At 48.9% G+C, this 20,900-nt stretch carries 27 protein-coding genes and 1 pseudogene; all 28 read right to left on the reverse strand.

Annotation, left to right across the window (positions count from 1 at the left end; genetic code table 11):
• Positions 1-315: 315 nt before the first annotated feature.
• The 28 genes and pseudogenes from aroH to A7975_RS08200 all read right to left on the reverse strand — a co-directional run bounded on the left by aroH (position 316) and on the right by A7975_RS08200 (position 20,835).
• A complete protein-coding gene (gene aroH / locus A7975_RS08070; RefSeq protein WP_053376656.1) occupies positions 316-684 on the reverse strand; it encodes a chorismate mutase in 369 nt (122 codons plus the stop codon).
• Positions 684-1,784: a 3-dehydroquinate synthase gene (gene aroB, locus A7975_RS08075; RefSeq protein WP_053376657.1), complete on the reverse strand. Its 1,101-nt coding sequence runs from the start codon at positions 1,782-1,784 to the stop codon at positions 684-686. Before aroB ends, aroH begins: the two co-directional genes overlap by 1 nt.
• A gap of 2 nt (positions 1,785-1,786) precedes the next feature.
• Positions 1,787-2,956 (reverse strand): chorismate synthase, encoded by a 1,170-nt coding sequence (gene aroC, locus A7975_RS08080; protein WP_053376658.1) that lies wholly within the window; start codon positions 2,954-2,956, stop codon positions 1,787-1,789.
• 198 nt (positions 2,957-3,154) lie between these two features.
• Positions 3,155-3,322, reverse strand: a complete 168-nt coding sequence (locus tag A7975_RS34045; protein WP_176707683.1) for a hypothetical protein — start codon at positions 3,320-3,322, stop codon at positions 3,155-3,157.
• Between the two features lie 73 nt (positions 3,323-3,395).
• Complete coding sequence (locus A7975_RS08085) at positions 3,396-4,175, reverse strand: CheR family methyltransferase (protein ID WP_065384742.1); 780 nt, start codon at positions 4,173-4,175, stop codon at positions 3,396-3,398.
• Between the two features lie 27 nt (positions 4,176-4,202).
• Positions 4,203-4,646, reverse strand: a complete 444-nt coding sequence (ndk, locus tag A7975_RS08090; protein WP_053376660.1) for a nucleoside-diphosphate kinase — start codon at positions 4,644-4,646, stop codon at positions 4,203-4,205.
• A 29-nt stretch (positions 4,647-4,675) separates the two neighbouring features.
• Positions 4,676-5,650 (reverse strand): polyprenyl synthetase family protein, encoded by a 975-nt coding sequence (locus A7975_RS08095; RefSeq protein ID WP_065384743.1) that lies wholly within the window; start codon positions 5,648-5,650, stop codon positions 4,676-4,678.
• 8 nt (positions 5,651-5,658) lie between these two features.
• Positions 5,659-6,510: a menaquinone biosynthetic enzyme MqnA/MqnD family protein gene (locus A7975_RS08100; RefSeq protein WP_053376662.1), complete on the reverse strand. Its 852-nt coding sequence runs from the start codon at positions 6,508-6,510 to the stop codon at positions 5,659-5,661.
• Entirely contained in the window at positions 6,497-7,132 is a 636-nt protein-coding gene (locus A7975_RS08105; RefSeq protein WP_065384744.1) for a UbiX family flavin prenyltransferase, read from the reverse strand. The genes A7975_RS08100 and A7975_RS08105 overlap by 14 nt, the downstream gene beginning before the upstream one ends.
• 8 nt (positions 7,133-7,140) lie before the next feature.
• The gene (locus A7975_RS08110; RefSeq protein WP_053376664.1) at positions 7,141-8,016 is read right to left on the reverse strand and encodes a UbiA-like polyprenyltransferase; all 876 of its coding nucleotides are present in this window, start codon (positions 8,014-8,016) and stop codon (positions 7,141-7,143) included.
• A gap of 2 nt (positions 8,017-8,018) precedes the next feature.
• Positions 8,019-8,729, reverse strand: coding sequence for a demethylmenaquinone methyltransferase (locus A7975_RS08115; protein ID WP_053376665.1), 711 nt, complete (start codon positions 8,727-8,729; stop codon positions 8,019-8,021).
• 8 nt (positions 8,730-8,737) lie between these two features.
• Complete coding sequence (locus A7975_RS08120) at positions 8,738-9,607, reverse strand: heptaprenyl diphosphate synthase component 1 (protein WP_065384745.1); 870 nt, start codon at positions 9,605-9,607, stop codon at positions 8,738-8,740.
• A gap of 125 nt (positions 9,608-9,732) precedes the next feature.
• Positions 9,733-10,308, reverse strand: a complete 576-nt coding sequence (locus A7975_RS08125) for a hypothetical protein (RefSeq protein WP_065384746.1) — start codon at positions 10,306-10,308, stop codon at positions 9,733-9,735.
• A 131-nt stretch (positions 10,309-10,439) separates the two neighbouring features.
• The gene (mtrB, locus tag A7975_RS08130; protein WP_053376668.1) at positions 10,440-10,661 is read right to left on the reverse strand and encodes a trp RNA-binding attenuation protein MtrB; all 222 of its coding nucleotides are present in this window, start codon (positions 10,659-10,661) and stop codon (positions 10,440-10,442) included.
• A 246-nt stretch (positions 10,662-10,907) separates the two neighbouring features.
• On the reverse strand, positions 10,908-11,183 hold the full coding sequence (locus tag A7975_RS08135; RefSeq protein WP_053376669.1) for an HU family DNA-binding protein: 276 nt from the start codon (positions 11,181-11,183) through the stop codon (positions 10,908-10,910).
• Between the two features lie 229 nt (positions 11,184-11,412).
• Entirely contained in the window at positions 11,413-12,891 is a 1,479-nt protein-coding gene (gene spoIVA / locus A7975_RS08140; RefSeq protein WP_065384747.1) for a stage IV sporulation protein A, read from the reverse strand.
• A gap of 297 nt (positions 12,892-13,188) precedes the next feature.
• Positions 13,189-13,941, reverse strand: a complete 753-nt coding sequence (locus A7975_RS08145; protein ID WP_065384748.1) for a DUF3939 domain-containing protein — start codon at positions 13,939-13,941, stop codon at positions 13,189-13,191.
• Between the two features lie 89 nt (positions 13,942-14,030).
• Positions 14,031-14,378 carry a 2Fe-2S iron-sulfur cluster-binding protein gene (locus A7975_RS08150; RefSeq protein ID WP_053376672.1) on the reverse strand — a complete coding sequence of 116 codons (348 nt, stop codon included), beginning with the start codon at positions 14,376-14,378 and terminating at the stop codon, positions 14,031-14,033.
• Positions 14,378-14,980 carry a nucleotidyltransferase family protein gene (locus A7975_RS08155; RefSeq protein ID WP_065384749.1) on the reverse strand — a complete coding sequence of 201 codons (603 nt, stop codon included), beginning with the start codon at positions 14,978-14,980 and terminating at the stop codon, positions 14,378-14,380. The genes A7975_RS08150 and A7975_RS08155 overlap by 1 nt, the downstream gene beginning before the upstream one ends.
• A gap of 38 nt (positions 14,981-15,018) precedes the next feature.
• The gene (locus A7975_RS08160; protein ID WP_053376674.1) at positions 15,019-15,315 is read right to left on the reverse strand and encodes a 2Fe-2S iron-sulfur cluster-binding protein; all 297 of its coding nucleotides are present in this window, start codon (positions 15,313-15,315) and stop codon (positions 15,019-15,021) included.
• Positions 15,316-15,371: 56 nt separating this feature from the next.
• Positions 15,372-15,551: a DUF2768 family protein gene (locus tag A7975_RS08165; RefSeq protein WP_053376675.1), complete on the reverse strand. Its 180-nt coding sequence runs from the start codon at positions 15,549-15,551 to the stop codon at positions 15,372-15,374.
• Between the two features lie 138 nt (positions 15,552-15,689).
• The gene (locus tag A7975_RS08170; protein ID WP_053376676.1) at positions 15,690-15,965 is read right to left on the reverse strand and encodes a stage VI sporulation protein F; all 276 of its coding nucleotides are present in this window, start codon (positions 15,963-15,965) and stop codon (positions 15,690-15,692) included.
• Between the two features lie 81 nt (positions 15,966-16,046).
• Positions 16,047-17,081, reverse strand: coding sequence for an NAD(P)H-dependent glycerol-3-phosphate dehydrogenase (locus A7975_RS08175; protein WP_065384750.1), 1,035 nt, complete (start codon positions 17,079-17,081; stop codon positions 16,047-16,049).
• 10 nt (positions 17,082-17,091) lie between these two features.
• The gene (gene plsY / locus A7975_RS08180; RefSeq protein WP_053376678.1) at positions 17,092-17,688 is read right to left on the reverse strand and encodes a glycerol-3-phosphate 1-O-acyltransferase PlsY; all 597 of its coding nucleotides are present in this window, start codon (positions 17,686-17,688) and stop codon (positions 17,092-17,094) included.
• 12 nt (positions 17,689-17,700) lie between these two features.
• The gene (gene der, locus A7975_RS08185) at positions 17,701-19,023 is read right to left on the reverse strand and encodes a ribosome biogenesis GTPase Der (RefSeq protein ID WP_053376679.1); all 1,323 of its coding nucleotides are present in this window, start codon (positions 19,021-19,023) and stop codon (positions 17,701-17,703) included.
• Between the two features lie 78 nt (positions 19,024-19,101).
• A complete protein-coding gene (locus A7975_RS08190; protein ID WP_053376680.1) occupies positions 19,102-19,281 on the reverse strand; it encodes a capping complex subunit for YIEGIA in 180 nt (59 codons plus the stop codon).
• A gap of 91 nt (positions 19,282-19,372) precedes the next feature.
• Positions 19,373-20,191, reverse strand: a pseudogene (locus A7975_RS08195) (YIEGIA family protein); the annotation flags it as partial.
• Positions 20,191-20,835, reverse strand: coding sequence for a YphA family membrane protein (locus A7975_RS08200; protein ID WP_065384752.1), 645 nt, complete (start codon positions 20,833-20,835; stop codon positions 20,191-20,193). The pseudogene A7975_RS08195 and the gene A7975_RS08200, both read right to left, overlap by 1 nt.
• Positions 20,836-20,900: the final 65 nt, after the last annotated feature.

Below are 20,900 nucleotides of genomic sequence, written 5' to 3' on the forward strand. Positions count from 1 at the left end.
GAACAAAAAAAGCTCCTGCCTAAGCAGGAGCGTTGGTTTAGATGATGACGGAAGTGTGTAAGCGGAAAAAGATACAATCGTAGGTACGGCGAAACAGCACTTTTACGATTCTATGCGCCTATGCACAAATAATCGTTCAGCTCTTTCATCATTCCGTACAAATAATTGCTCTACTCTGCTACTCTCAACTAGTCTCTACTCATCTCAACTCAGCTCATTACTCGGCTCTGCTACTCTCACTTACGTTACTAAATATACAACAACGAACGGCCGTGCGTCAACACAGGGATTGTTAAGTTACGAGCTAATGATTGCTTAAGCTTTGGACAAGTCGGGACGCAGAGCTTTCGCGCCGCTCAAATATACATGACGAATTTCCGCTTGCGTTTTGTCGGTATTAATCAGAACCATCAGTCTAATGCAGCGCTCTAGGCTGCCTTTAACCGGAACCTCAAGCGCGCACATAAGCGGCACGAGCTCCCAGCCCTTCATTTGACGAATCGCACGAGCCGGAAACGTCTCGTCTAGATCGCTTGTTACCGTCACGAACACACTGCAAATATCGTCTGGCACAATTTCATTGTCTGCTACGATCGCATTCAGCATTTCGATTGTCGCAGTCAAAATCGGCTGTTCTTCGTTTGCATCTACCGTAATCGCACCGCGTATACCTCTAACACTCATTACAGCTCCGCCTCCTGTTTCAATTGCTCTACTATTTCACGAACCCACTCAACGGGAACATTAGGTTTGATTTCGACTTTGCCGATTGCTGTCGGTACAACAAAAACCATCGTACCCTCAGCAAATTTCTTATCATGCATCATCGCTTCCATGATCTTGTCTACGTCAATATGCTCAGGCAAACGTACGGGCAGCCCGCATTTCGCAAGCACTCGTTTCGTTACCGTATAAACCTCTTCTGGTGCGCCATAGCGCAGGCCGAGCCTTGCAGAGCCGATCATGCCAATTGAAATCGCTTCGCCATGCATGAATTCGCCGTAACCAGCAACCGCCTCGATGGCATGCCCAATCGTGTGGCCTAAATTTAAGATCGCTCTCAGATCATTTTCACGCTCGTCCTTCGATACGACAGCCGCCTTCACGCTGCAGCCTTTGTACAGTCCGTAGCCTAACGCTTCCGGATCGAGCGCTAACAGCTTCTCCGCATTCTCCTCGCACCAAACGACAAACGCTTCATCCCAAATAAGTCCGTGCTTGACCATCTCCGCCAAGCCGCCGCTGACATCTCGCGGCGGCAGCGTTTGAAGCGTCAGCAAATCGTACAAGACGAGCTCCGGCTGATGGAACGCTCCGATAATATTTTTGGCAAGCGGATGGTTAACCGCCACTTTGCCGCCAACGCTGCTGTCATGCGCCAAAATCGTCGTTGGCACTTGCACGAATTTGATGCCGCGCATATACGATGCAGCTACAAAACCGGCAAGATCGCCTACGACGCCGCCGCCAAGCGCAACGATGGCTGATTTACGGTCTAGGCCTTCCTCCAAAGCTTTGGTAACGAGCGACTCCAGCATCGTCAGCGACTTTGAGCTCTCCCCTGCGGGAACGACGATGCTTGACGTCTTAAAGCCTGCAGCTGATAGCTCGGATTCAAGCGATTGCAAATGAAAATCAGCAACGTGGCTGTCCGTAATGATGAGCAGCGGCGACTTCTTGCTAATGCCATGTTTAACGAAATAGGAGGAAGCCTCCTTCAGAAGGCCTTCCCCAATATAGATAGGATAAGTGCGGTCACCTAATTCGACTGTGAGCTCACGCATGCTTAGTACCGTCCCAGCTGCTCAAGGTAGTTGTTCAAATTCGCGCGAATTTCCTCGATGGAATCGCCTCCGAACTTCTCAAGGAACGCTCTCGCCACTTCCCACGCGACCACATGCTCCATTACAACGCTGGCAGCAGGCACAGCGCAGCTATCTGAACGCTCAACCTGCGCGGTGAACGGTTCTTTCGTATCGATGTCCACGCTGCGAAGCGGCTTGTAAAGCGTCGGAATCGGCTTCATAACGCCGCGAACGACGATTTGCTCGCCGTTGGTCATGCCGCCCTCGAAGCCGCCCAGGCGATTCGTAGCGCGGTGGTATCCGCGCTCTGCTTCATACATGATCTCATCATGCACCTGCGAGCCGCGAAGCTTTGCTGCTTCGAAACCAATGCCGATCTCACAGCCTTTGAATGCATTGATGGATACAACCGCTTGCGCGATTCGGCCATCAAGCTTGCGATCCCACTGCACGTGGCTGCCGAGGCCAATCGGCACGCCTTCGATAATGCATTCCACAATCCCGCCGATGGAATCGCCCTCCGCTTTAATTTGATCGATATAATCCGTCATCTTCTGTTCGGTTTCCTTGTCTACGACGCGAACCGAAGATTCTTCCGTCAAGCGGATCAATTCATCGACAGGAAGCTGATTCGCCGGCGCTTCAATCTCGCCAATTCGAATTACTTGTCCCGCAACTTTAATGCCGAACTCCGCCAGCAATTGACGTGCAACCGCACCAACCGCAACACGTGCCGCCGTCTCGCGGGCGCTGGAGCGCTCGAGCACGTTGCGCAAATCCTTCAGATCATACTTCAAGCCGCCGTTCAAGTCTGCATGGCCTGGACGCGGGCGATGTACGCGGCGTTTCTCTTCGTCGCTGCCTTCAATAGGCTCAATATTCATAACGGAGGTCCAGTGCTTCCAATCATTGTTAGCTACGATTAGCGCTACAGGAGCACCTGTCGTTCTGCCATGACGAACGCCTCCGACAATGTTAGCGGTATCTTTCTCAATTTGCATCCGGCGACCGCGTCCATGTCCTTTTTGGCGGCGGTGCAGCTGGAAATTCAGTTCTTCAAAATCAATCGTCAAATTACTTGGAAGACCTTCAATAATAGCGGTTAATTGGGGGCCATGCGTCTCGCCCGCTGTCAAATATCTTAAACTCAAACCAAAGCTCCTCCTTCTAAGCAAGCCTATATGCGCCTGCTATGCTTTACAGCACTAAACATCTTTGCTCATTATAGTACAGCCCTTCCGGTTTGACAAGAATTTGAGCCTGTTTCAGCCGCTGCCGCCGCATAAAAAAAGCTGCCGGAATTGTCCGCATGAACGACAATTCCAGGCAGCCAATTCTGGCAGCAGCTATTAACTATTAACTGTTTTTTTCTCAAGCAGCGGCACGGCTTCATTCATTAGCATCGGGTCATTTACAAGCCTTGTCATCTGTCCGTTGTCTACTCCGATAATTTGCGCGCATTCTTGAATCGAAATAAAACCACGCCTATAGGCGGCAATTACCTTACGCTTATCCATCGGTTGCTTCATCCTCCAAGTCGCTTACGTTATAACTAGTATAGGAGAAGATGGAAAACGGTATACATGCCCCTCACACGCGGCGGTAAAAAAAGGTATCCGCCGTCTCGAAGCCGTACTGCGCAGGCGAGAATATTTGCTCCGTGCTTCCAACAAAAAGCAGCCCGCCGGGCTTAAGCGCTTTGGAAAACTTATGATACAGCTGATGCTTAGCTTCTTCGGTAAAATAAATCATAACATTCCGGCATACGATTAAGTCAAACGAGCTGTCGAATGTATCATGAAGCAAATTTTGCTGCTTAAATTGGATGAATTGCTTTAATGAGTCCGAAATCAGATATGCGCCTTCCGATTGCTTAAAATATTTTTGCCGGCATGCCGCCGGAACGTCGCGCAGCGAGCGTTCCAAATAGCTGCCTTCCATCGCTTTTTGAAGCACATTCGCATCCAAATCCGTCGCGAGGAGCGAGGACCGCTGCAGCGCGCCAAGCTCCGATAAAATCATGGCTAACGTGTACGGCTCTTCACCCGTCGAGCAAGCTGCGCTCCATACTTTAAGGCGACTCGAGGCGCTTAGCATATCCGGAAAAAACCGTTTTTGCAAAACCTCCCACCGGGAAGGGTTTCTCCAAAACTCGGATACATTAATCGTCATGCGGTCCAAAAACTCATTCAGCATGCTGCGATTTTGTTCAATCGCTTTCCAATATTCCTCGAACGTTTGATAACCGTGCTTCATTCGCAGTGTAGTCAGCCTGCGCTTCATTTGGGCTTCCTTGTACTGCGACAAATCGATGTCGGTCTTTTGCTTTATTCGAGCTATAAACTGTGCAAAATCACGATCCTCAAGCATAGGTGCCTCCATCGTTAAGCGGGTAATTTACACCCACCGTTGAATAGTATGTTCGTAATTAACCAGCTCAGATGGCGTGAAGTACATGGCGATCTCCCGCTCAGCGTTAGCAACGGAATCCGAGCCATGAATGAGATTAAAGTTCGTATGTACAGCAAAGTCTGAACGAATCGTTCCGGGACTTGCATCGACAGAATCTGTTTTGCCGATTAGCGCGCGAGTGAGCGCGATGACGTTATCGCCTTGCCATACCATCGCAAATACCGGACCGGATGTGATGAATTCAAGCAGCGGCTCATAAAACACTTTGCCCTTGTGCTCTTCATAGTGGCGCTCCGCCAGCTCCTTATTGATCAAAATAAATTTGGCTGCTGACAGCTGCAGTCCCTTTCTTTCAAACCTTGACACGATTTCGCCAATTAAGCCCCGCTGAACGCCATCTGGTTTAATCATCAGAAAAGTTCTTTCCATCTACATCCATTCCTTTCGAATTCGTATATTTAATAATTACGTTTGCCAATAAAGTGCGCGAGATCGATCAAGTTCTTTTTCGCTGCAACGTTCGGTAATCCCTCTAATGCTTGCAGAGCTTTTTTTATATACCGATTCGCGAGCTGGTCAGCGAGCTGTCCGCCATCGCTTTTACGGATCAATTCAATGGCGCGCCCCGCATCCTTTTGGCCTCCATTCTCCCTGATGGATGCGATCTCGTTTAACAGAGAATCACGTATGCTCAGGTCCTGGAGAGCAAGCAATACCGGAAGCGTAATGTTGCCTTGACGCATATCGGAGCCTGGCGGCTTTCCGATCTGTTTCTCGGTTCCATAGAGATCAAGCAAATCGTCTCCGATCTGAAATGCCATGCCTACATTGTAGCCATAACGGTACAGACGGTTCGCAGTTTTACTGTCGGCGTTCGCTGCAACAGCGCCAAGCTGGCAGCTAATAGCGATGAGCAAAGCCGTTTTGCGCCTTATCCGCAGCAGGTAGTTGCGGATCGTTTGCTCGGTATTAAAGAAATCGCGAATTTGCTCCATCTCACCAATGCACATCTGTACGAGCGCATTTGATAAAATTTGATGGATCAATGGATTGGGCAGCTGAGCTGCAATCGTTAACGCTTTGCCGTGGATAAAATCACCCGTGTACATCGCTATGCGATTGTCCCACTTGGATTTAACGGTAAGCTGGCCGCGCCTAGTTTCCGCATCGTCAATGACATCATCGTGCACGAGTGAAGCCATATGTATAAGTTCAAGAGGTACTGCGATCCGTTTCATCACATCAAGCCGATAATCGCCAAACTTGCCGGCAAGCAGGACGAAAACGGGTCTGATCCGTTTCCCTCCGGCTTTCAGCAAGTGCAAAGAAGCTTCGCCGAGCAGCAAATGGTCATCTGACACACTTCGCTCCAGCTCCTGCTCGATCTGATTTAGGTCGCCTTTCATCTTTGCATACAAGTCTAGTAGTTTCATTCTTTCACCTATTGGGCAGATTGGTCTTCAAAAAAAGTAAGCTCCACGTCATTCGGCAGCAGTCCTAACTGCTTCGAATAATCGAAATATAACTTAAGTCCTTCTTGCAGCTTGCTCCCAAAATCATATTGAAGCGAATGAAAGTACATCTCCCAGTATGTCGATACTCCCCCAAGCTGTGAACATGCTTGTTCAATTAGTGGACCAAGATGAGCCTTATTATACTGTTTGCTCGCAATTAACGTCTTATATACAGCATGAACGGCTTCAGGCGCGGATAAAGCCGCTTCCTTGCGTGCCGCAACAACGGCATAAGTCATTCCAAGACCCGTCCATTCATTCCACAATTGCCCCAAGTCAATGACATGAAGCCCGTGGTCTCGCCAAGAGGCTTGAATCGCCGGATCGCCGATAATAAGCGCCGCATCGGCTGTCTCAAGCATACGATCAAGCTCGGGTGCTGCGGTAAAATAAGTGGGATTGCAATCAAAATGCAAAGCCATCATTATTTTGAGCAAATTGACTGAAGTTGCCGATGTGGTCGTTACGGCAATTCGTTCAGGCCGTTTGCGTTCAATGGGCTCCTTCAAGAACAAGAGGATCGAGTTTACCGCTCCAACAGAGCCTACCGATAATTCCGGCAAAAGTACATAGTCATTTGCGTTTTGTCCATAAGAGAAGGACGATATTGCTGATATATCCAGTTCACCAACCTGAAGCATTCGGTTTAATTCAGAAGGTACACGCTTAATCACTTCAAAGCTGTCCCGATCAGCTCGCTCCTCGAACTGATGGAATAGCGGCCAAGCATTCGCGTAATCAATTCTTCCAATGGTGATTGGGCGATTATTCATGCCCATTCTGCTCATCTCCCCATCTTCTGTACAAATCATGGTCGATAGCCATATTGTCAAGCACTTTACCGACCAGAAAATCAATCATTTCATCCATCGACTGCGGTTTGTAATAAAAAGCCGGCATTGCCGGAATCATTCGAACGCCAAGGCGAGCGAGCGTCAGCATGTTCTCAAGATGAATCGCGTGAAGCGGCGTCTCTCTCGGTACGATCAACAGCTTCCGATTCTCCTTTAACATAACGTCCGCAGCTCTAGTCATCAAATCATCGGAAATGCCGTGCGAGATTGAGGCAAGCGTCCCCATCGAGCACGGCACAATAACCATTCCTTGTACGCGGTAAGAGCCGCTTGCTATGCTTGCGCCAATATCCGCATTCGGATGGAACACAAGCCTTTTCGTCGCGATAGCCTCGCCGAAGCGCGCCTCAAGAGCTGCGGAGCGACGTGTCGTCTCCCAGCCAAGCTCTTCCTTCAGCACCCTCCAGCCTGCTTCAGTAACGACTAGATGAACCTCATAGTTTATTTCAAGCAGCACCTCGATAAGCCTAATGCCATAAATCGAGCCGCTTGCGCCTGTAATGCCGACCACCCAACGATTCGTCCAATTCGATGGGCTGGCAGCCATGTTAGCTTCTACCATTCGTGAATAACGAGCAAATCAACGATTGTAAACAAAAACAGCACGACGCTAAGGGTACCATTCATTCCGAAAAATGCCGTTTGGACCCGTGACAGATCGTTTGGACGAACGAGCCAGTGCTGATAAAACAATAAGGAAATCGATATTAACGTCCCAAGCAGATACATCCAGCTTAAGTCCGTGAGCCAAAACAACGTAACAAAGCCGATTGCCGTCACCATATGCAGGGCACGCGCGATCCATAGTGCGCCTGCGATGCCAAAGCGAGCCGGAATCGAATGCAAACCAACGTTTCGGTCATACTCAAAATCTTGGGTAGCATAGATGATGTCAAACCCTGCGATCCATAGCGCTACTGTTATATACAATAGCCATGCAGCCAAATCAAAGCCGCCCGTAATCGCTACCCAGCCGCCAAGAGGCGAAAGCGCAATCGTAAATCCAAGAAAGATATGGCATAACCATGTAAAACGCTTCGTATAAGAATATAAGACAAGCATGACTACCGCAATAGGCATGAGCTTAAGCGCGATAGGCTCCAAATTAGCGCTTGCTACGAACAGCAGAACGAATGAAACGATAATAAACAATAAAACCTCCGCGGATTTCAGCAGTCCGGCCGGAAGCGCCCTCTTCTCCGTTCTTGGGTTGCGCAGGTCAATCGCTTTATCGATTAGACGGTTGAGGCTCATTGCCGCGCTGCGGGCGCCGAACATCGCAAGCGTAATCCAGCCGATCTCAGCCCAGGAAGGAAGCCGCTGCTCCATCATCACCGCCCCTAGAATAGCGCCCATAAAAGCGAAAGGCAATGCAAAAACGGTGTGTTCAAACTTAATCATTTCTAAAATAATGCGTAATTTGCGAATCATTGCTATTTCTTCTCCTTTGTCCCCATATGCAGCGCAGCTACTCCGCCGGTCAGAGGATATGCCTTCACCTGATCAAGACCCGCATCTTCAAACAGTTCAGCAAGCTGTTGTCGACCGGGGAACATTTTAAGCGATTCCGGCAGCCATTTGTACTCTTGGAAGCTCTTGGCTACAAGCTTGCCCATTTGCGGCAATATACGCTCGAAATATAAGTTGTACATCGCTTTGAAAGGCTGCCAGGTAGGTTTGGATACCTCTAGGCATACGACTAGCCCGCCAGGCTTAACAACGCGCTGCATTTCCTTTAAAACCTGCAAGTAGTCAGGCACGTTGCGAAGGCCAAAACCAATCGTCACATAATCGAAGGAGCTATCCGCGAAGGGAAGGCTCATCGCATTGCCTTGCACTAATTTAATTTGCTTATTCAGGCCAAGCTTTTCAATTTTGAGGGCTCCGACATCGAGCATGTTTTGGCTAAAATCTAGGCCGACAACTTCCCCGGTTCCGCTTGCTTCCGCCAGCGCGATCGTCCAATCACAAGTTCCGCAGCAAAGATCCAGCGCGGTTTGTCCTGATTTTACGTTCATTTTCTTCATCGTAAACTTCCGCCAAGCCTTATGGCGGCGAAAGCTGATGAGGTCGTTCATCAAATCGTATTTTGGAGCAATTCTTTCAAATACGCCATGCACATGGCTTTTGGAGTTCGAATCCATCTCTAAAGTCACCTCGTCTCGTTGAGCGCAGGCGTGTAACCGGGCTTTTCGTATAACAGAGCATCGACGATAGAAGTCAATTCACCGAGCAACTTGTCCGATTCCAGCTCTCCAGCTAAAGCCACCACGGCATCCGCTGACTGCTTCAGCTTCGTTGTAAGCTGGCTGCGCACCTTGTATTTTTGTGCCAAACTGTTAACAAATGCAGCATCTTGCATGCGCGAAGATAGCTGCTGCCGCTCATCGTCGGTTCCCTCCTGCATGAGATGCCAGTAGGCCCAGCTCTTATCAAGCCGAGCCGAACTCTCCAAACGGGCTATCTCGTCGCGCAAAACCTCGCAGCGGCTAACGCCGAGCAGAATCTCGGACCAGGCTTGCGCAAGCGTTCCCTCAAGCACGCCCGAGAAAATGTGAAACAAGGTGCTTCTAATCTGCACCGTGCAGCTCAAATAATCTTCTGCGGTTATTTTGAGCTGCCTCATCCGGACATATAAATTTACTTTCAGCCTGTTGACCTCGGAAACCGCGCTGCTGATTTTGGATATCATGTCAATTTGGCCGGCCTGCGCAAGCAATTGATAAAAAGTCGCGCTAAAATAATCGCCGGCCAGCACCTTAAGCTGTCTTGACCGCATCTCCGGCTCAGAGCGCTGTTCTTGCTCCGTATCGATCAAATCATGCGTATCCATCCCTAGCTGAACGAGAGATACGACAAGCGTATAGAGCTCGCTGTTTGACTTTAAGGACTGCTGCTCATTTAGGAATACATGGAGCAATCGCAGCCTTGCGTCCGGTAAGTCAGGTAGCGCCGTATGCGCTTTAATCATGTCATATTCTACATACTTTTGAGCTATTTCAGGTATACGGTATGTTTTCATGGGGGAAGCCTCCGAACAGAGAAGCGCAAATCGCCGCTCAATAATCTAAACTATTATAGCACAACTTTTTCTAAAGAGCATACGATTCAACCTGCGTGTTCAACAAATTGCAACATCCATCACAGCTAATGCTGCGAAATAGACGAAGGCTTTACTGTAAACCCAGATACTGGCCCGAACCGCTCTTCCCAAGCAGAGGTAAAGCTGACCCGCAGCCTGTTTCGCCACAGCTCGTCATGTACGGGATCGGCCTCGGCAAGACCATTCAGCTCATGGATGAGCCATTCATCCGTCTTCCTCACGTCGACAGCGGCAAGCAGCGCTTCGCCGCTTTCCTTCTCCTCAACGATCCGTATGAGCACCCGCTTCACATTTTCGAGTTGAAGGAAGGATACGCGAACCAGCTTCTCCACGTCGGCAAACCAGACTGCCGGCCTGCCTTTGCTTGTGCTCACCCTTAGGTCAACGGACAAAATGCCATTGCTCCACTCCGCCTTATTCAATCGCTCGCTGAGCGAAATAGCCACAAGAACATCAACAAGATTGCTGTTGGTAAGCCTAACGGCCGGTGAAGCGCGAAAAACGGCTATATCATGGTCATTTGCTGAACGCTTTGACGCCATATGCGGCAGCCAGGTTAATAATAAAGTGACAGCCAGAACCGACACGCATGCGGTTAGGAGTGGTTTTCCGATTTTCACCCTGCACCTCCAAATAGTCGCTCGTCCATAGAAAAAAGACTCATACTTCATTGTACGAGCGTTGGAGGTTGTTTATTCGGACAGGAACAGGCAAAAAAAAAGCAGGCTTCGCCTGCCCTGCACGTTTGTTGCTACTGATCGGTTTCCATCGTCCCGTATTTCGTCATGACGACCGCTTTACCCCGTATTTTAATAGCTGAAGTATGATCGGTAAATTGGCAAATTAATATTTCGTTTTTGTCCAGCTTTTCCGTATGATGAAATTTTGTGTCCAGTCCGCGTGTTAAACCGATGACTTGAACGCCCTGGTCCTTTGCTTTTATAACAATATACTCGCCATGTGTAGGCTCCATCATTATCCCTCCGCTTCCGAAATTGCAAACTATCCATGTGAATTATAGTGGAAGTACGACGTTTGTGCAATCTCTTCAGGCTTGCGGATGTGCAAAAAAACGCCCGAACGGCATTCCGTTCGAGCGTTGCTTGCTCAAAATATAATCATTTATAGGCTAGAGCCTTATGATCATGCTTATATTTTGCTGCGCTGCGGGCATTGCCGCCGATGATCGGCAGCAATCGCCGCTTACGCATTCCTATGCTTAATTGGATACAAGGTCCTTAAGTGATTTTCCTGGTTTAAAAGCAGGCGTTTTGCTAGCTGCGATCTCAATTGGATCTCCCGTTTGCGGGTTACGGCCTTTACGGGCTTGACGCTCGCGAACTTCGAAGTTACCAAATCCAACCAATTGCACTTTATCTCCGCTTTGCAAAGCATCGGAAATCGCATCGAAAACAGCATCAACCGCTTTCGTTGCATCTTTCTTCGAAAGATCAGTCAATTCAGCTACTTTAGTAATCAAATCTGTTTTGTTCATTGTTTCACCTCCTCCAAAGTGCTGCATCACATGATTTTGCTGTAAGCATATAAACTCTCATCTTATCCCTCTTATTAACGGAAAACTTCAAAAATATACCTTTTGACCGAACAAACCTATAGTAATACAGCCGTTTGCCAATTTCAAGTACTTAACGATCATTTCCTCCAAAACAAATAAGCCGCTCCCTGTTTGGCAGCGGCTTATTCGATATGCTAGATTCAGTTACCTACAGGATGATCGCGATCAATCCGCCGGAGCCCTCGTTGATGATGCGTCCAAGCGTCTCTTGCAGCTTGTAGCGCGCGTTGTCCGGCATCATCGCGATTTTGCCTTGAATGCCTTCTCGCACGATCGAGTGCAGGGAACGGCCGAATATATCAGACTCCCAAATCTTGATCGGATCATTCTCGAAGTCTTGCATTAAGTATCTAACCAGCTCTTCGCTTTGCTTCTCCGTGCCGATAATCGGAGCAAATTCCGATTCCACATCGACGCGGATCATATGGATGGACGGTGCTGTGGCCTTCAGTCTAACACCAAAGCGTGAGCCTTGGCGAATTAGTTCCGGCTCGTCGAGTGCCATTTCCGCAAGTGACGGTGCCGCGATGCCGTATCCGGTCGTCTTGACCATCTCCAGCGCTTCGGCAAAGCGGTCGTACTCCCTTTTGGCATGAGAGAAGTCCTGCATCAGCTGCAGCAAATGATCCTTGCCCCGAATTTCCACGCCCACAACCTCCATGAGGATGCGGTCGTACAGCTCATCTGGCGCGTACAGGTCGATTTCAGCGACACCCTGCCCCATGTTCATTCCGCTGAGTCCAGCCCGTGCGATGAAATCATATTCCATGAACTGGGTTACGACGCGGTCGACATCCCGCAGTCTGCGAATATCTTTTACCGTTTCGCGAACGGAGCTTTCGTAGTTGCTGCGGAGCCAGTGATTGTCGTTCAGCACCATTACCCAGCTTGGCAGGTTGACATTCACTTCATGCACGGGGAATTCGTAGAGCACTTCCCGCAGTACTGAGATAACTTCCTCTTCGCCCATTGTCGCTACGCTAAGCGTCATTACCGGAATATCGTATTTCGCCTGCAGCTCGCTGCGCAGTTGAAGCGCTTCTTCACTCTTAGGCCGAGTGGAGTTGATGACGAGCACAAACGGCTTGCCGACTTCCTTCAGCTCGTTAATGACACGTTCTTCAGCTACAACGTAGGAGTTGCGCGGAATTTCTGCGATCGAACCGTCTGTTGTGACAACAACACCGAGTGTAGAATGCTCTTGGATAACTTTGCGTGTTCCAATCTCAGCCGCTTCTTGGAAAGGAATCGGCTCATCGAACCAAGGAGTCGTAATCATGCGCGGACCATTTTCGTCCTCATAGCCTTTCGCGCCCTCAACTGCGTATCCGACGCAATCGACCAGTCTCACGTTTACCTCAAGTCCATCGGTAACCCTGAGCTGAACCGCTTGATTCGGCACAAATTTAGGCTCTGTTGTCATAATCGTCTTGCCTGCGGCGCTTTGAGGAAGTTCGTCAATGGCTCTCACACGGTCTGATTCGTTAGCGATGTTCGGAAGTACAACCGTCTCCATAAACCGTTTGATAAACGTTGATTTACCCGTCCGGACAGCCCCGACAACCCCGAGGTAAATATCCCCGCCGGTTCTTTCGGCTATATCCTTGAAAATATCTACTTTCTCCACTGAATATCCCCTCCCAATTGATTTTTCCGGTTCGCCGCCATCCACCGGTCAATAGGGCAGGCCAGCGACGCAACTCGTACATGCTTTTTGGACTAGTAACATCATATGTGCAAGCTTTCCGATTATGACGATTCCTTCTGCGAAATCTTTTTTCCCTCGTCTGCGAGCTTCCCTTCCAAGATTGAAATATATGAGATTAAAAGCGTATCTATGACCGCAATAGGCAAAAAAAATCCTTTCCAAGACGAGTTGTCTGGGAAAGGAAATGGCGTAACTATAGATAAAATCTGGCTTGTCCTACTGCTGCACGGCCTGTGGCTCATTATTTACCAATCGATAATCCGGAGCTTTGACAGGCACAAAATCGCTTCCATCCACTAACAGCGTCCGCAAATCAAAATTTTCATCGTAATCGGATTTTCCGCTTTTTTGAACGAATTGCATGACATCGATTCCGTAATCGGAGTAAACGACGCCATTCTCATCGACTAAGGCTTGAATCGACTGGCCGGAGAAAACGCTGCGAATAACCGGCGCTTCCTTCTTCATGCTTTTGTAATCGATTTGATAATAACCGGGATACATCTGCTCTCCTTTTGGAAGCACGCTGTTTGCTTGGATATACGTCTTCACCCAGCTCTGGATATCGTTAATTTTTTGGAAGGCCAAAATGTCGAGCAGCTTAACCCGAGGCTTAGTCTCTTCATCAATGACAAGAAAGCTGTAGTTGCCGCCGTTTTCAAATGCGGCAGTAGGGATGTCGGTCAGATAGCCTGTCCGGTTAAGCTTTAAGAAATCAACTTGAAATTTTTCATACTTTGGCGTTTCGGCTGTGCTATTTTTGATGGGCAGCATACCCGTCTCCGCTTGATATTGGTCGATTGCAGCTTGCACATTTCTTATCGCCTCTTTTGGCGCCACTTTATTTTGCTTCAACTGATCCTTAGGATATAAGCAGCCAGATAAAGAAAGCAGCATAATGATTAAAGCAACAAACACCGACAGTTGACGCGTGTGACGGCGCAGCTCGCCCTTAAAAATATGATTCATGTCCTTCCTCCTCAAAGATTTGCTGCGCAAAGCTTCAGCGCGATTCATGAGTTAAAGCTTTGCGCAACAAACCTGTTTCGTAAGCGTTGTCACCATAAACTTCCGTCTTCCTCCGCTTGCCGGGCGAGCTGGCGCGCTACGGCTGCACGGAGCGGATCGAGCGGAATCTCCACCTCTACCTTGCCTGCCACTTTTGCTTGGCAGGACAGCCTTACATAGTCGCCATCTAAGCCGGATAGCTTATTTCTTTCATTATCTGCTATCGGCTGTAGCTCGCTTCCTGGCCTCACTGTGACCTTGCACATGAAACAGGCAGCTTTGCCCCCGCAGCGTGTGCGAATCGGTATATTAGCGCGTCTGGCGGCGTCTAGCAGCGTCGTGCCGGGCTTCACCTTTATTTTGCGGCCAGAAGGCCAAAAAGTAACCTCTCCGTCCATTACAAGCCTCCAGCCTCTCGAACTGATATCAAATGATGAACGTTCTCCTTCGCTTTAGCAGTGAACGTATTGTTAGTTTCAACGGCTCTCAGGGCTGCTTCATGATTTTTAGGAGCTTCCGCAAATGCTTGGACGATCAGCTCAACCCGGTCCATCCGATTCCGAAGGTAGTTGAACCACAGCTCATGCGCAAGCGGAACGATCGGCACCGGACATTCCTGTTCATACAATTGAATGTGTTCGGCATGCGGAATAAGCAGCTCGCGAACCCTTGTTTCATAAAGATTGCCGGCAGCTTGCACCTGGAATCCGCCAACTAGCTCAACTTGCACGCCATGAATGAGAAAATGGCTCAAGGTGGAGCGGTACATAGCCGTTACGCTTATTGCCGGCTCATCCACCGCAAATGCTCTAAGCGACTCATAAATGGATGCAACATCCTCGTCATCGCAATAAATATCCAAATCCCGCGGCTTCGCTGGCAGCGGCAGCCCTCGCAGCATTAAGCTTGCGCTGCCGCCGACTACCCAATTCGCGTTGCATGATCCTGTGGCATCTATAAGGACAGCCAGCGCTTTATGAATGCGTTCATGTTCTGTCATCGCCGGCACATCCTCTTTCTGTATGGCGTAATGTAGCATTAGAAATATGGCTTGTTGGCGGCAGCAATCGTTGCATTGTCCTGCTTGACAATGGCTTGGCAGCCAAGGCGGTAGCCCTCTTCGAATTCCTCCGGCTCAAGGCGGTCCCATTCCTCGTCCGTAATGCCTTCCAGTTGGTCCGCTCCTTCGGTTATTAGGCAGCGGCAGCGAGCGCAGGTCCCACGGGCGCAGGAAAAGCTCCAATCAACGTTATGCTTCAGCGCAAGATCAAGCAGCGACAAGCCTGCTTCCCCTTCTACTACAGCTGTTTTCGTTCTACCCTTCAATTCAATCATTGTATGTCAAAGTCTCCCTTTATGTTAGCTTATTCGAGTCTCGTATGTAAGATAGGCTAGATAATTGAAATAAGCCCGCAAATAAATCCGATTATGAGGACGATAAAGGCAATCAGCGAAAGAACAAATTTCAGAACGCCTTTTGTTTTCAAACGGGCAAACGTAATTAAAAGGGCCGCAATCGCCATCATTCCAATGCCGAACAGCGAAACCCACATTTTTGTCATTGCATCCATAGTAATCCCATTCTCCTAATCTATATCATAATGAATTCTCACCCATTATAACATCGCTCAAAAAAAAGGACAAAAGCTGACAAGGTACTGCACCGAATCCGAAAATTCGGAAGCACCCCTAGCTTTTGCCGTTAAGCTTTATTTTTTGATCATCATTTTCATGAGTGTTTCCATGCTGCTTGCGCTCATGCCGCTGGCCTTGACTGCTTTCACGATATCGTTGACCGTCGATTCGGTAACCTTGACCTTAGCCATATCCGACACCTGCTTGATCAGCTTGCGCAGTTCGGCTTCGTCTTGCATTGTTTCTGCAGTAACGCCGCTGGCAAGCTTTTTGACCGAGCTTTCCGTAATGTTCTTGCCGGTTTTTTTGTTGATCGAACTAAGAATGTCTTTGGAAAAGTCCTTCGCCATGCCCTACACCTCCAGGATGCGCTAGTGTCTTGCTCCATGCATCATATGAGGTGAATGTAGGTTTGGTGTAGGCGCTGGTCCTTAGCCTATCTCTTCGATTTCATGCGTGCGAAGACGTCCCATTAGATGCTCGACAGCCGTTCGCGGCGCTTTATTCGCGAATAAAACCTCGTACAGCTGGAACGTAATCGGCATTTCTACGTTATGCTGCTTCGCAAGGTCAAAGGCAGCGCGAGTTGTCCGAACGCCTTCAACGACCATTCCCATTCGGCTTAGCACCTCATCAAGAGACGTTCCGTCGGCCAGCATGTATCCCGCGCGCCAGTTGCGGCTATGCTTGCTTGTGCAAGTAACGACGAGATCGCCAACGCCGGCCAGGCCAGCAAAGGTAAGCGGATTCGCCCCCATGGCTGCTCCCAATCTGCCGATCTCAGCTAGGCCGCGAGTAAGAAGCGCTGCCTTGGCATTATCGCCGAACTGAAGACCGTCAGAGAGACCGGCTCCAAGCGCAATAATGTTTTTGATCGCGCCTGCAACCTCCACGCCTACGACGTCAACATTTGTGTAAACGCGGAAATGCGTATTCATGAGCGCATCCTGCGCTTGCTCAGCCGCTTGAATGTCAGCGGATGCGACAACAACCGTAGTCGGCTGCTTCAAGATGACTTCTTCCGCATGGCTTGGTCCTGAAAGCACAACAAGCTGCTCGAGCGGACGGTTAAGCTCTTCGGAGAGAACGGTTGTCATCCGCTTCAGCGTATCGGTTTCAAAACCTTTTGTTGCATGAACGACAAGCGTGTCGCTGTGCAAGTGAGGCGCTGCTTGCCTTGCTACCTCGCGCATGGCGCCCGATGGCGCAACGAACAAGGCAAGCTCGGCATCCTGCAGCGCATGTTTCATATCCGTCGTAGCATGGATTAGCTCCGGCAGCTTGACGCCAGGCAAAAACTTGCTGTTCACATGGTTTTGATTCATGTCATCCGCTTGCTCCGCATTCCGCGTCCACAGCCTCACCTGATAGCCATTATTCGCGAGAACCGAGGCAAGCGCCGTTCCCCAACTGCCTGCAACTAACACTGCCGCAATTTTCGTCGTTGATGGATTACGTTTTGTCATGCGACGCTCACTATCCTTTCTTAGCCCCTAGCTTGTTCTCCGTTCCTTGGAACAGCTTTACGATATTCGTCCGATGGCGTACAAAAGCAAATATACAGATCAGAAGACTTGCACAAAGTAAAGGTACGGAAAAATAAAAGATAGAAATGAATAATGGCGTTAGCGCAGCAAACAATAACGAGCCGAGAGACACATACCTTGTTAATGCAATCGTTGCAATCGCAACGACACCTGCGCATAGAGCAGGTAAGAAAGCCAGCGTCGCGATAACGCCAACCGTAGTGGCAATCCCTTTGCCGCCCTTGAAGCGGAACCAAATAGGCCAGTTGTGCCCGATAATAGCTGCAAGACCGCAAATAACGGGAATCCAATCATTCTCGCCAAGAACGCGTCCGATCCATACAGCCGCAACGCCTTTGGCGATATCAAGAACAAATACGAGTATGCCCGGCCCTTTGCCGAGCACCCGCAATGTGTTCGTAGCGCCAGCGTTGCCGCTGCCATGCTGGCGTATATCAATCCCTTTGACCCATTTTGCAATAACGATACTAAATGAAACTGATCCCAGCAAATAGCTTAAAGCAACCGCGATTACTCCGTATAACAAGCTACTTCTCCCCTAATCTTCTTCGGACTTACGACGCGAGAATATTCGTATTGGCGTCCCTTCAAAATTAAATGCAGCACGAATCTTATTTTCCAAATAGCGCTCATACGAGAAATGCATGATTTCCGGATCATTGACAAATACAACGATCGTCGGCGGTTTAGTGGCAACCTGCGTTACGTAATTAATGCGCAGACGTTTGCCTTTGTCAGACGGCGGCGGGTTGATCGCCACAGCATCGGATACGACATCGTTAAGCAGATGCGTCTGAATGCGCATAGCATGCTGCTCGGATACGTGCTTGACGACAGGCAGCAACTTTTGTAAGCGCTGTTTCGTCAAGGCAGATAGATAAACGATAGGCGCATACGACATAAACAAGAAATGATCGCGAATGTTTTGCGAGAAATTTTGCATCGTTTTCTCGTCCTTTTCGACGACATCCCATTTGTTCACAACAAATATCGATGCTTTCCCTGCTTCATGAGCATAACCAGCGATATGCTTGTCCTGCTCGATGATGCCCTCTTCGCCATTGATAAGCACAAGAACGACATCTGCGCGCTCGATTGCTTTCATCGCACGCATCACGCTGTACTTCTCCGTAGATTCATACACCTTGCCGCGCTTGCGCATACCAGCCGTATCGATCAGTACATAGCGCTGGCCGTCACGCTCGAACGGCGTATCAATCGCATCGCGCGTCGTACCCGCAACGTTGCTTACGATTACGCGATCTTCGCCAAGCAAAGCATTAACAAGCGATGATTTCCCGACATTCGGGCGTCCAATAAGGGCGACACGAATGACATCCTCATCGTAGCCGTCATCCGTAAGCTCAGGCAGAAGCTCTACTGCTGCATCAAGCAAATCACCGATTCCGAGTCCATGGGAGCCGGATATCGCGATTGGCTGGCCAAAGCCTAGACCATAGAACTCATAAACTTCATCCATACGGCCTTCATTGTCCACTTTATTAACGGCCAATACGACAGGCTTGCCAGAACGGAACAGCATTTGAGCCACTTCATCATCCGCATGCGTCAAGCCTGTTTTCGCATCGGCCATAAAGATAATCACGTCTGCCTCTTCAATAGCCAGCTCAGCCTGCATACGGACAGATTTCATAATTTCATCTTCACCATCAATTTCAATACCGCCGGTATCGATGATGCTGAACGATTTTCCATTCCATTCTCCGGTGCCATAAAGCCTGTCACGAGTGACTCCCGGTTTATCCTCAACAATTGCTAGACGGTCGCCGATTACCCGATTGAAAATGGTGGACTTACCCACATTCGGACGACCGACAATAGCGATAACGGGTCTTGCCATAGTTTGTTTTCCACTCCTTCAAAAATACTCACGATAACCATCATAGCAAAAAAGTACGTTCTTGGCTAACTTTTCATATTATCGATGATTGACCAATATAATTGTGCCATTCTTCAAATCATGTGCGCTTGCATCCAAAATCTTCTCCAAAAGAAAGGATGTTTCCTCTAATTTGTGTTCGTTTTCCGCAATGAAAATAGGCGCTCCTCCCCCAACGGATTCTGCTTTCAAGGAAACTACAGCTACAATATTAGCCATTCTCGCCCGCCTCCTTCTTGTTCACAGATGCTTCTGATGGCATGCGAACAGCCGATTCCAAGATTGGCACACGCAAAATAACTTCCTTGCCTTTTTTGGAATCAAGCTCCTGCGGCAAAATAAATACGGCTAACCGACCGTCCTTCATATCGAGCTTCGCCATCGGTATTAGCGCAGGCTCCCCGTCGTCTCGATACACGCCAAGAATGGTTGCCAAATCATAAAGGATAGCTTGGCGCTGACCCAGGTTGCTGAGCGTAACCTTTCCGTTTGAATTGTGTGGAGTCAATATAAACCCCATGCCTCGCGCCGCAATTATTTCTTGATTTGATTTCAAGCCCACGTTCATAATATAAACGTCTCCGACAAACAAGTCCGGCCCATCTATTTTTACCAGGGCTGCTTGTACATCAGCTATATGAGATACGGCTTTTCCTGATTTTAGTTTCTCAACAATAATAAGTGAAATAATTCCGGCTAATATGCCGATCCAAATATTCACTAATATCCCAAATAAGCTTGTAAGCAGCGCCGTCATGATGACCAAGTAATTCCGCCCCTCAAACACCATGGCAATCCCTTCTATATAAGTTGAGCCTCGCCCTACCAGCTCCATGCTGTCTATTTTGGTTAACGTTTCACGTTCCATCTTCCGGACATCTCTAAACTGCTGTGCCGCAAGCGTCAAAAAAGTTATCGCCGTGTAGTCCTTGTTAAACAAAGCCGGAACCGCCACAGCCCCGAGTGCTGCAGCTATTACCCCCAATGAAATATGGATGATCTGGCCATGCGGGTATGTCGGATACTGTCGATAATCCGTTCTGAGCATGAGCAAACGTGAAAGGATGCCAAAAGCGATGCCAAGAAGCACGCCTACCAAATATTTATTTTCGACGAGATAATGCTGCATTATGAAGGACGTCCCCCTTTGATTTGCATGAGCATAAGGCTTAGCTTTGATGTGCCTATCCTAATCGTTTTAAGCAGCAGGCTGAACAGCCTTGCCGCAGCAAGGGCAATCCAAAAGCTGTCCCACCAAGATAATGACCCAAGATGTGCCGTATACGCTCTAGATTGCAAATGGGCATTTAACGTTTCGCCGAGTACGGCCCCCCATACGAGCATGCCGCATTGATGCTTCGCTTGAGAGGTAAATGCGCCGCAAAATATTCCGGTGAGCAGCGGTGCGTCCCAGCTTGGACCTACCCAATGGAAAATAGGATCGAAGCTGTACATCTTTCGTATGAAACCCCAAATTACGGCTATCATCATCGTGCACAAAATCAAATAGCCGATATAACTCCAATCGTCCGAGCCTTTGTAAGACAGCAAGCTGACTAGCATGAGAAAGCAAACACTGACATGAAGCTCGACCTGAATATGTTCGGAGAATGGCGACCACCATATCGACAAACTTAGCAGCAAAACCATCACGATACCAAGAATCGCCAGCGTACGACGACTTATTTCCGGTGCAAGATAGGGCTTCCACCCCGTCGCGATCAGGATGAACAAAATAAGAACAATCCATAACGACATAAATCCAGGATTCACGTTATATCACCTCTTGTAACCCCTATTATGCACCAAAAAAAAGGAGCTATTCCTGCGATGGTTCG

The sequence above is a fragment of the Bacillus sp. FJAT-26390 genome (assembly GCF_001682865.1).
In the GTDB taxonomy this organism is placed as follows: Bacteria; Bacillota; Bacilli; order Paenibacillales; family Paenibacillaceae; genus Pristimantibacillus.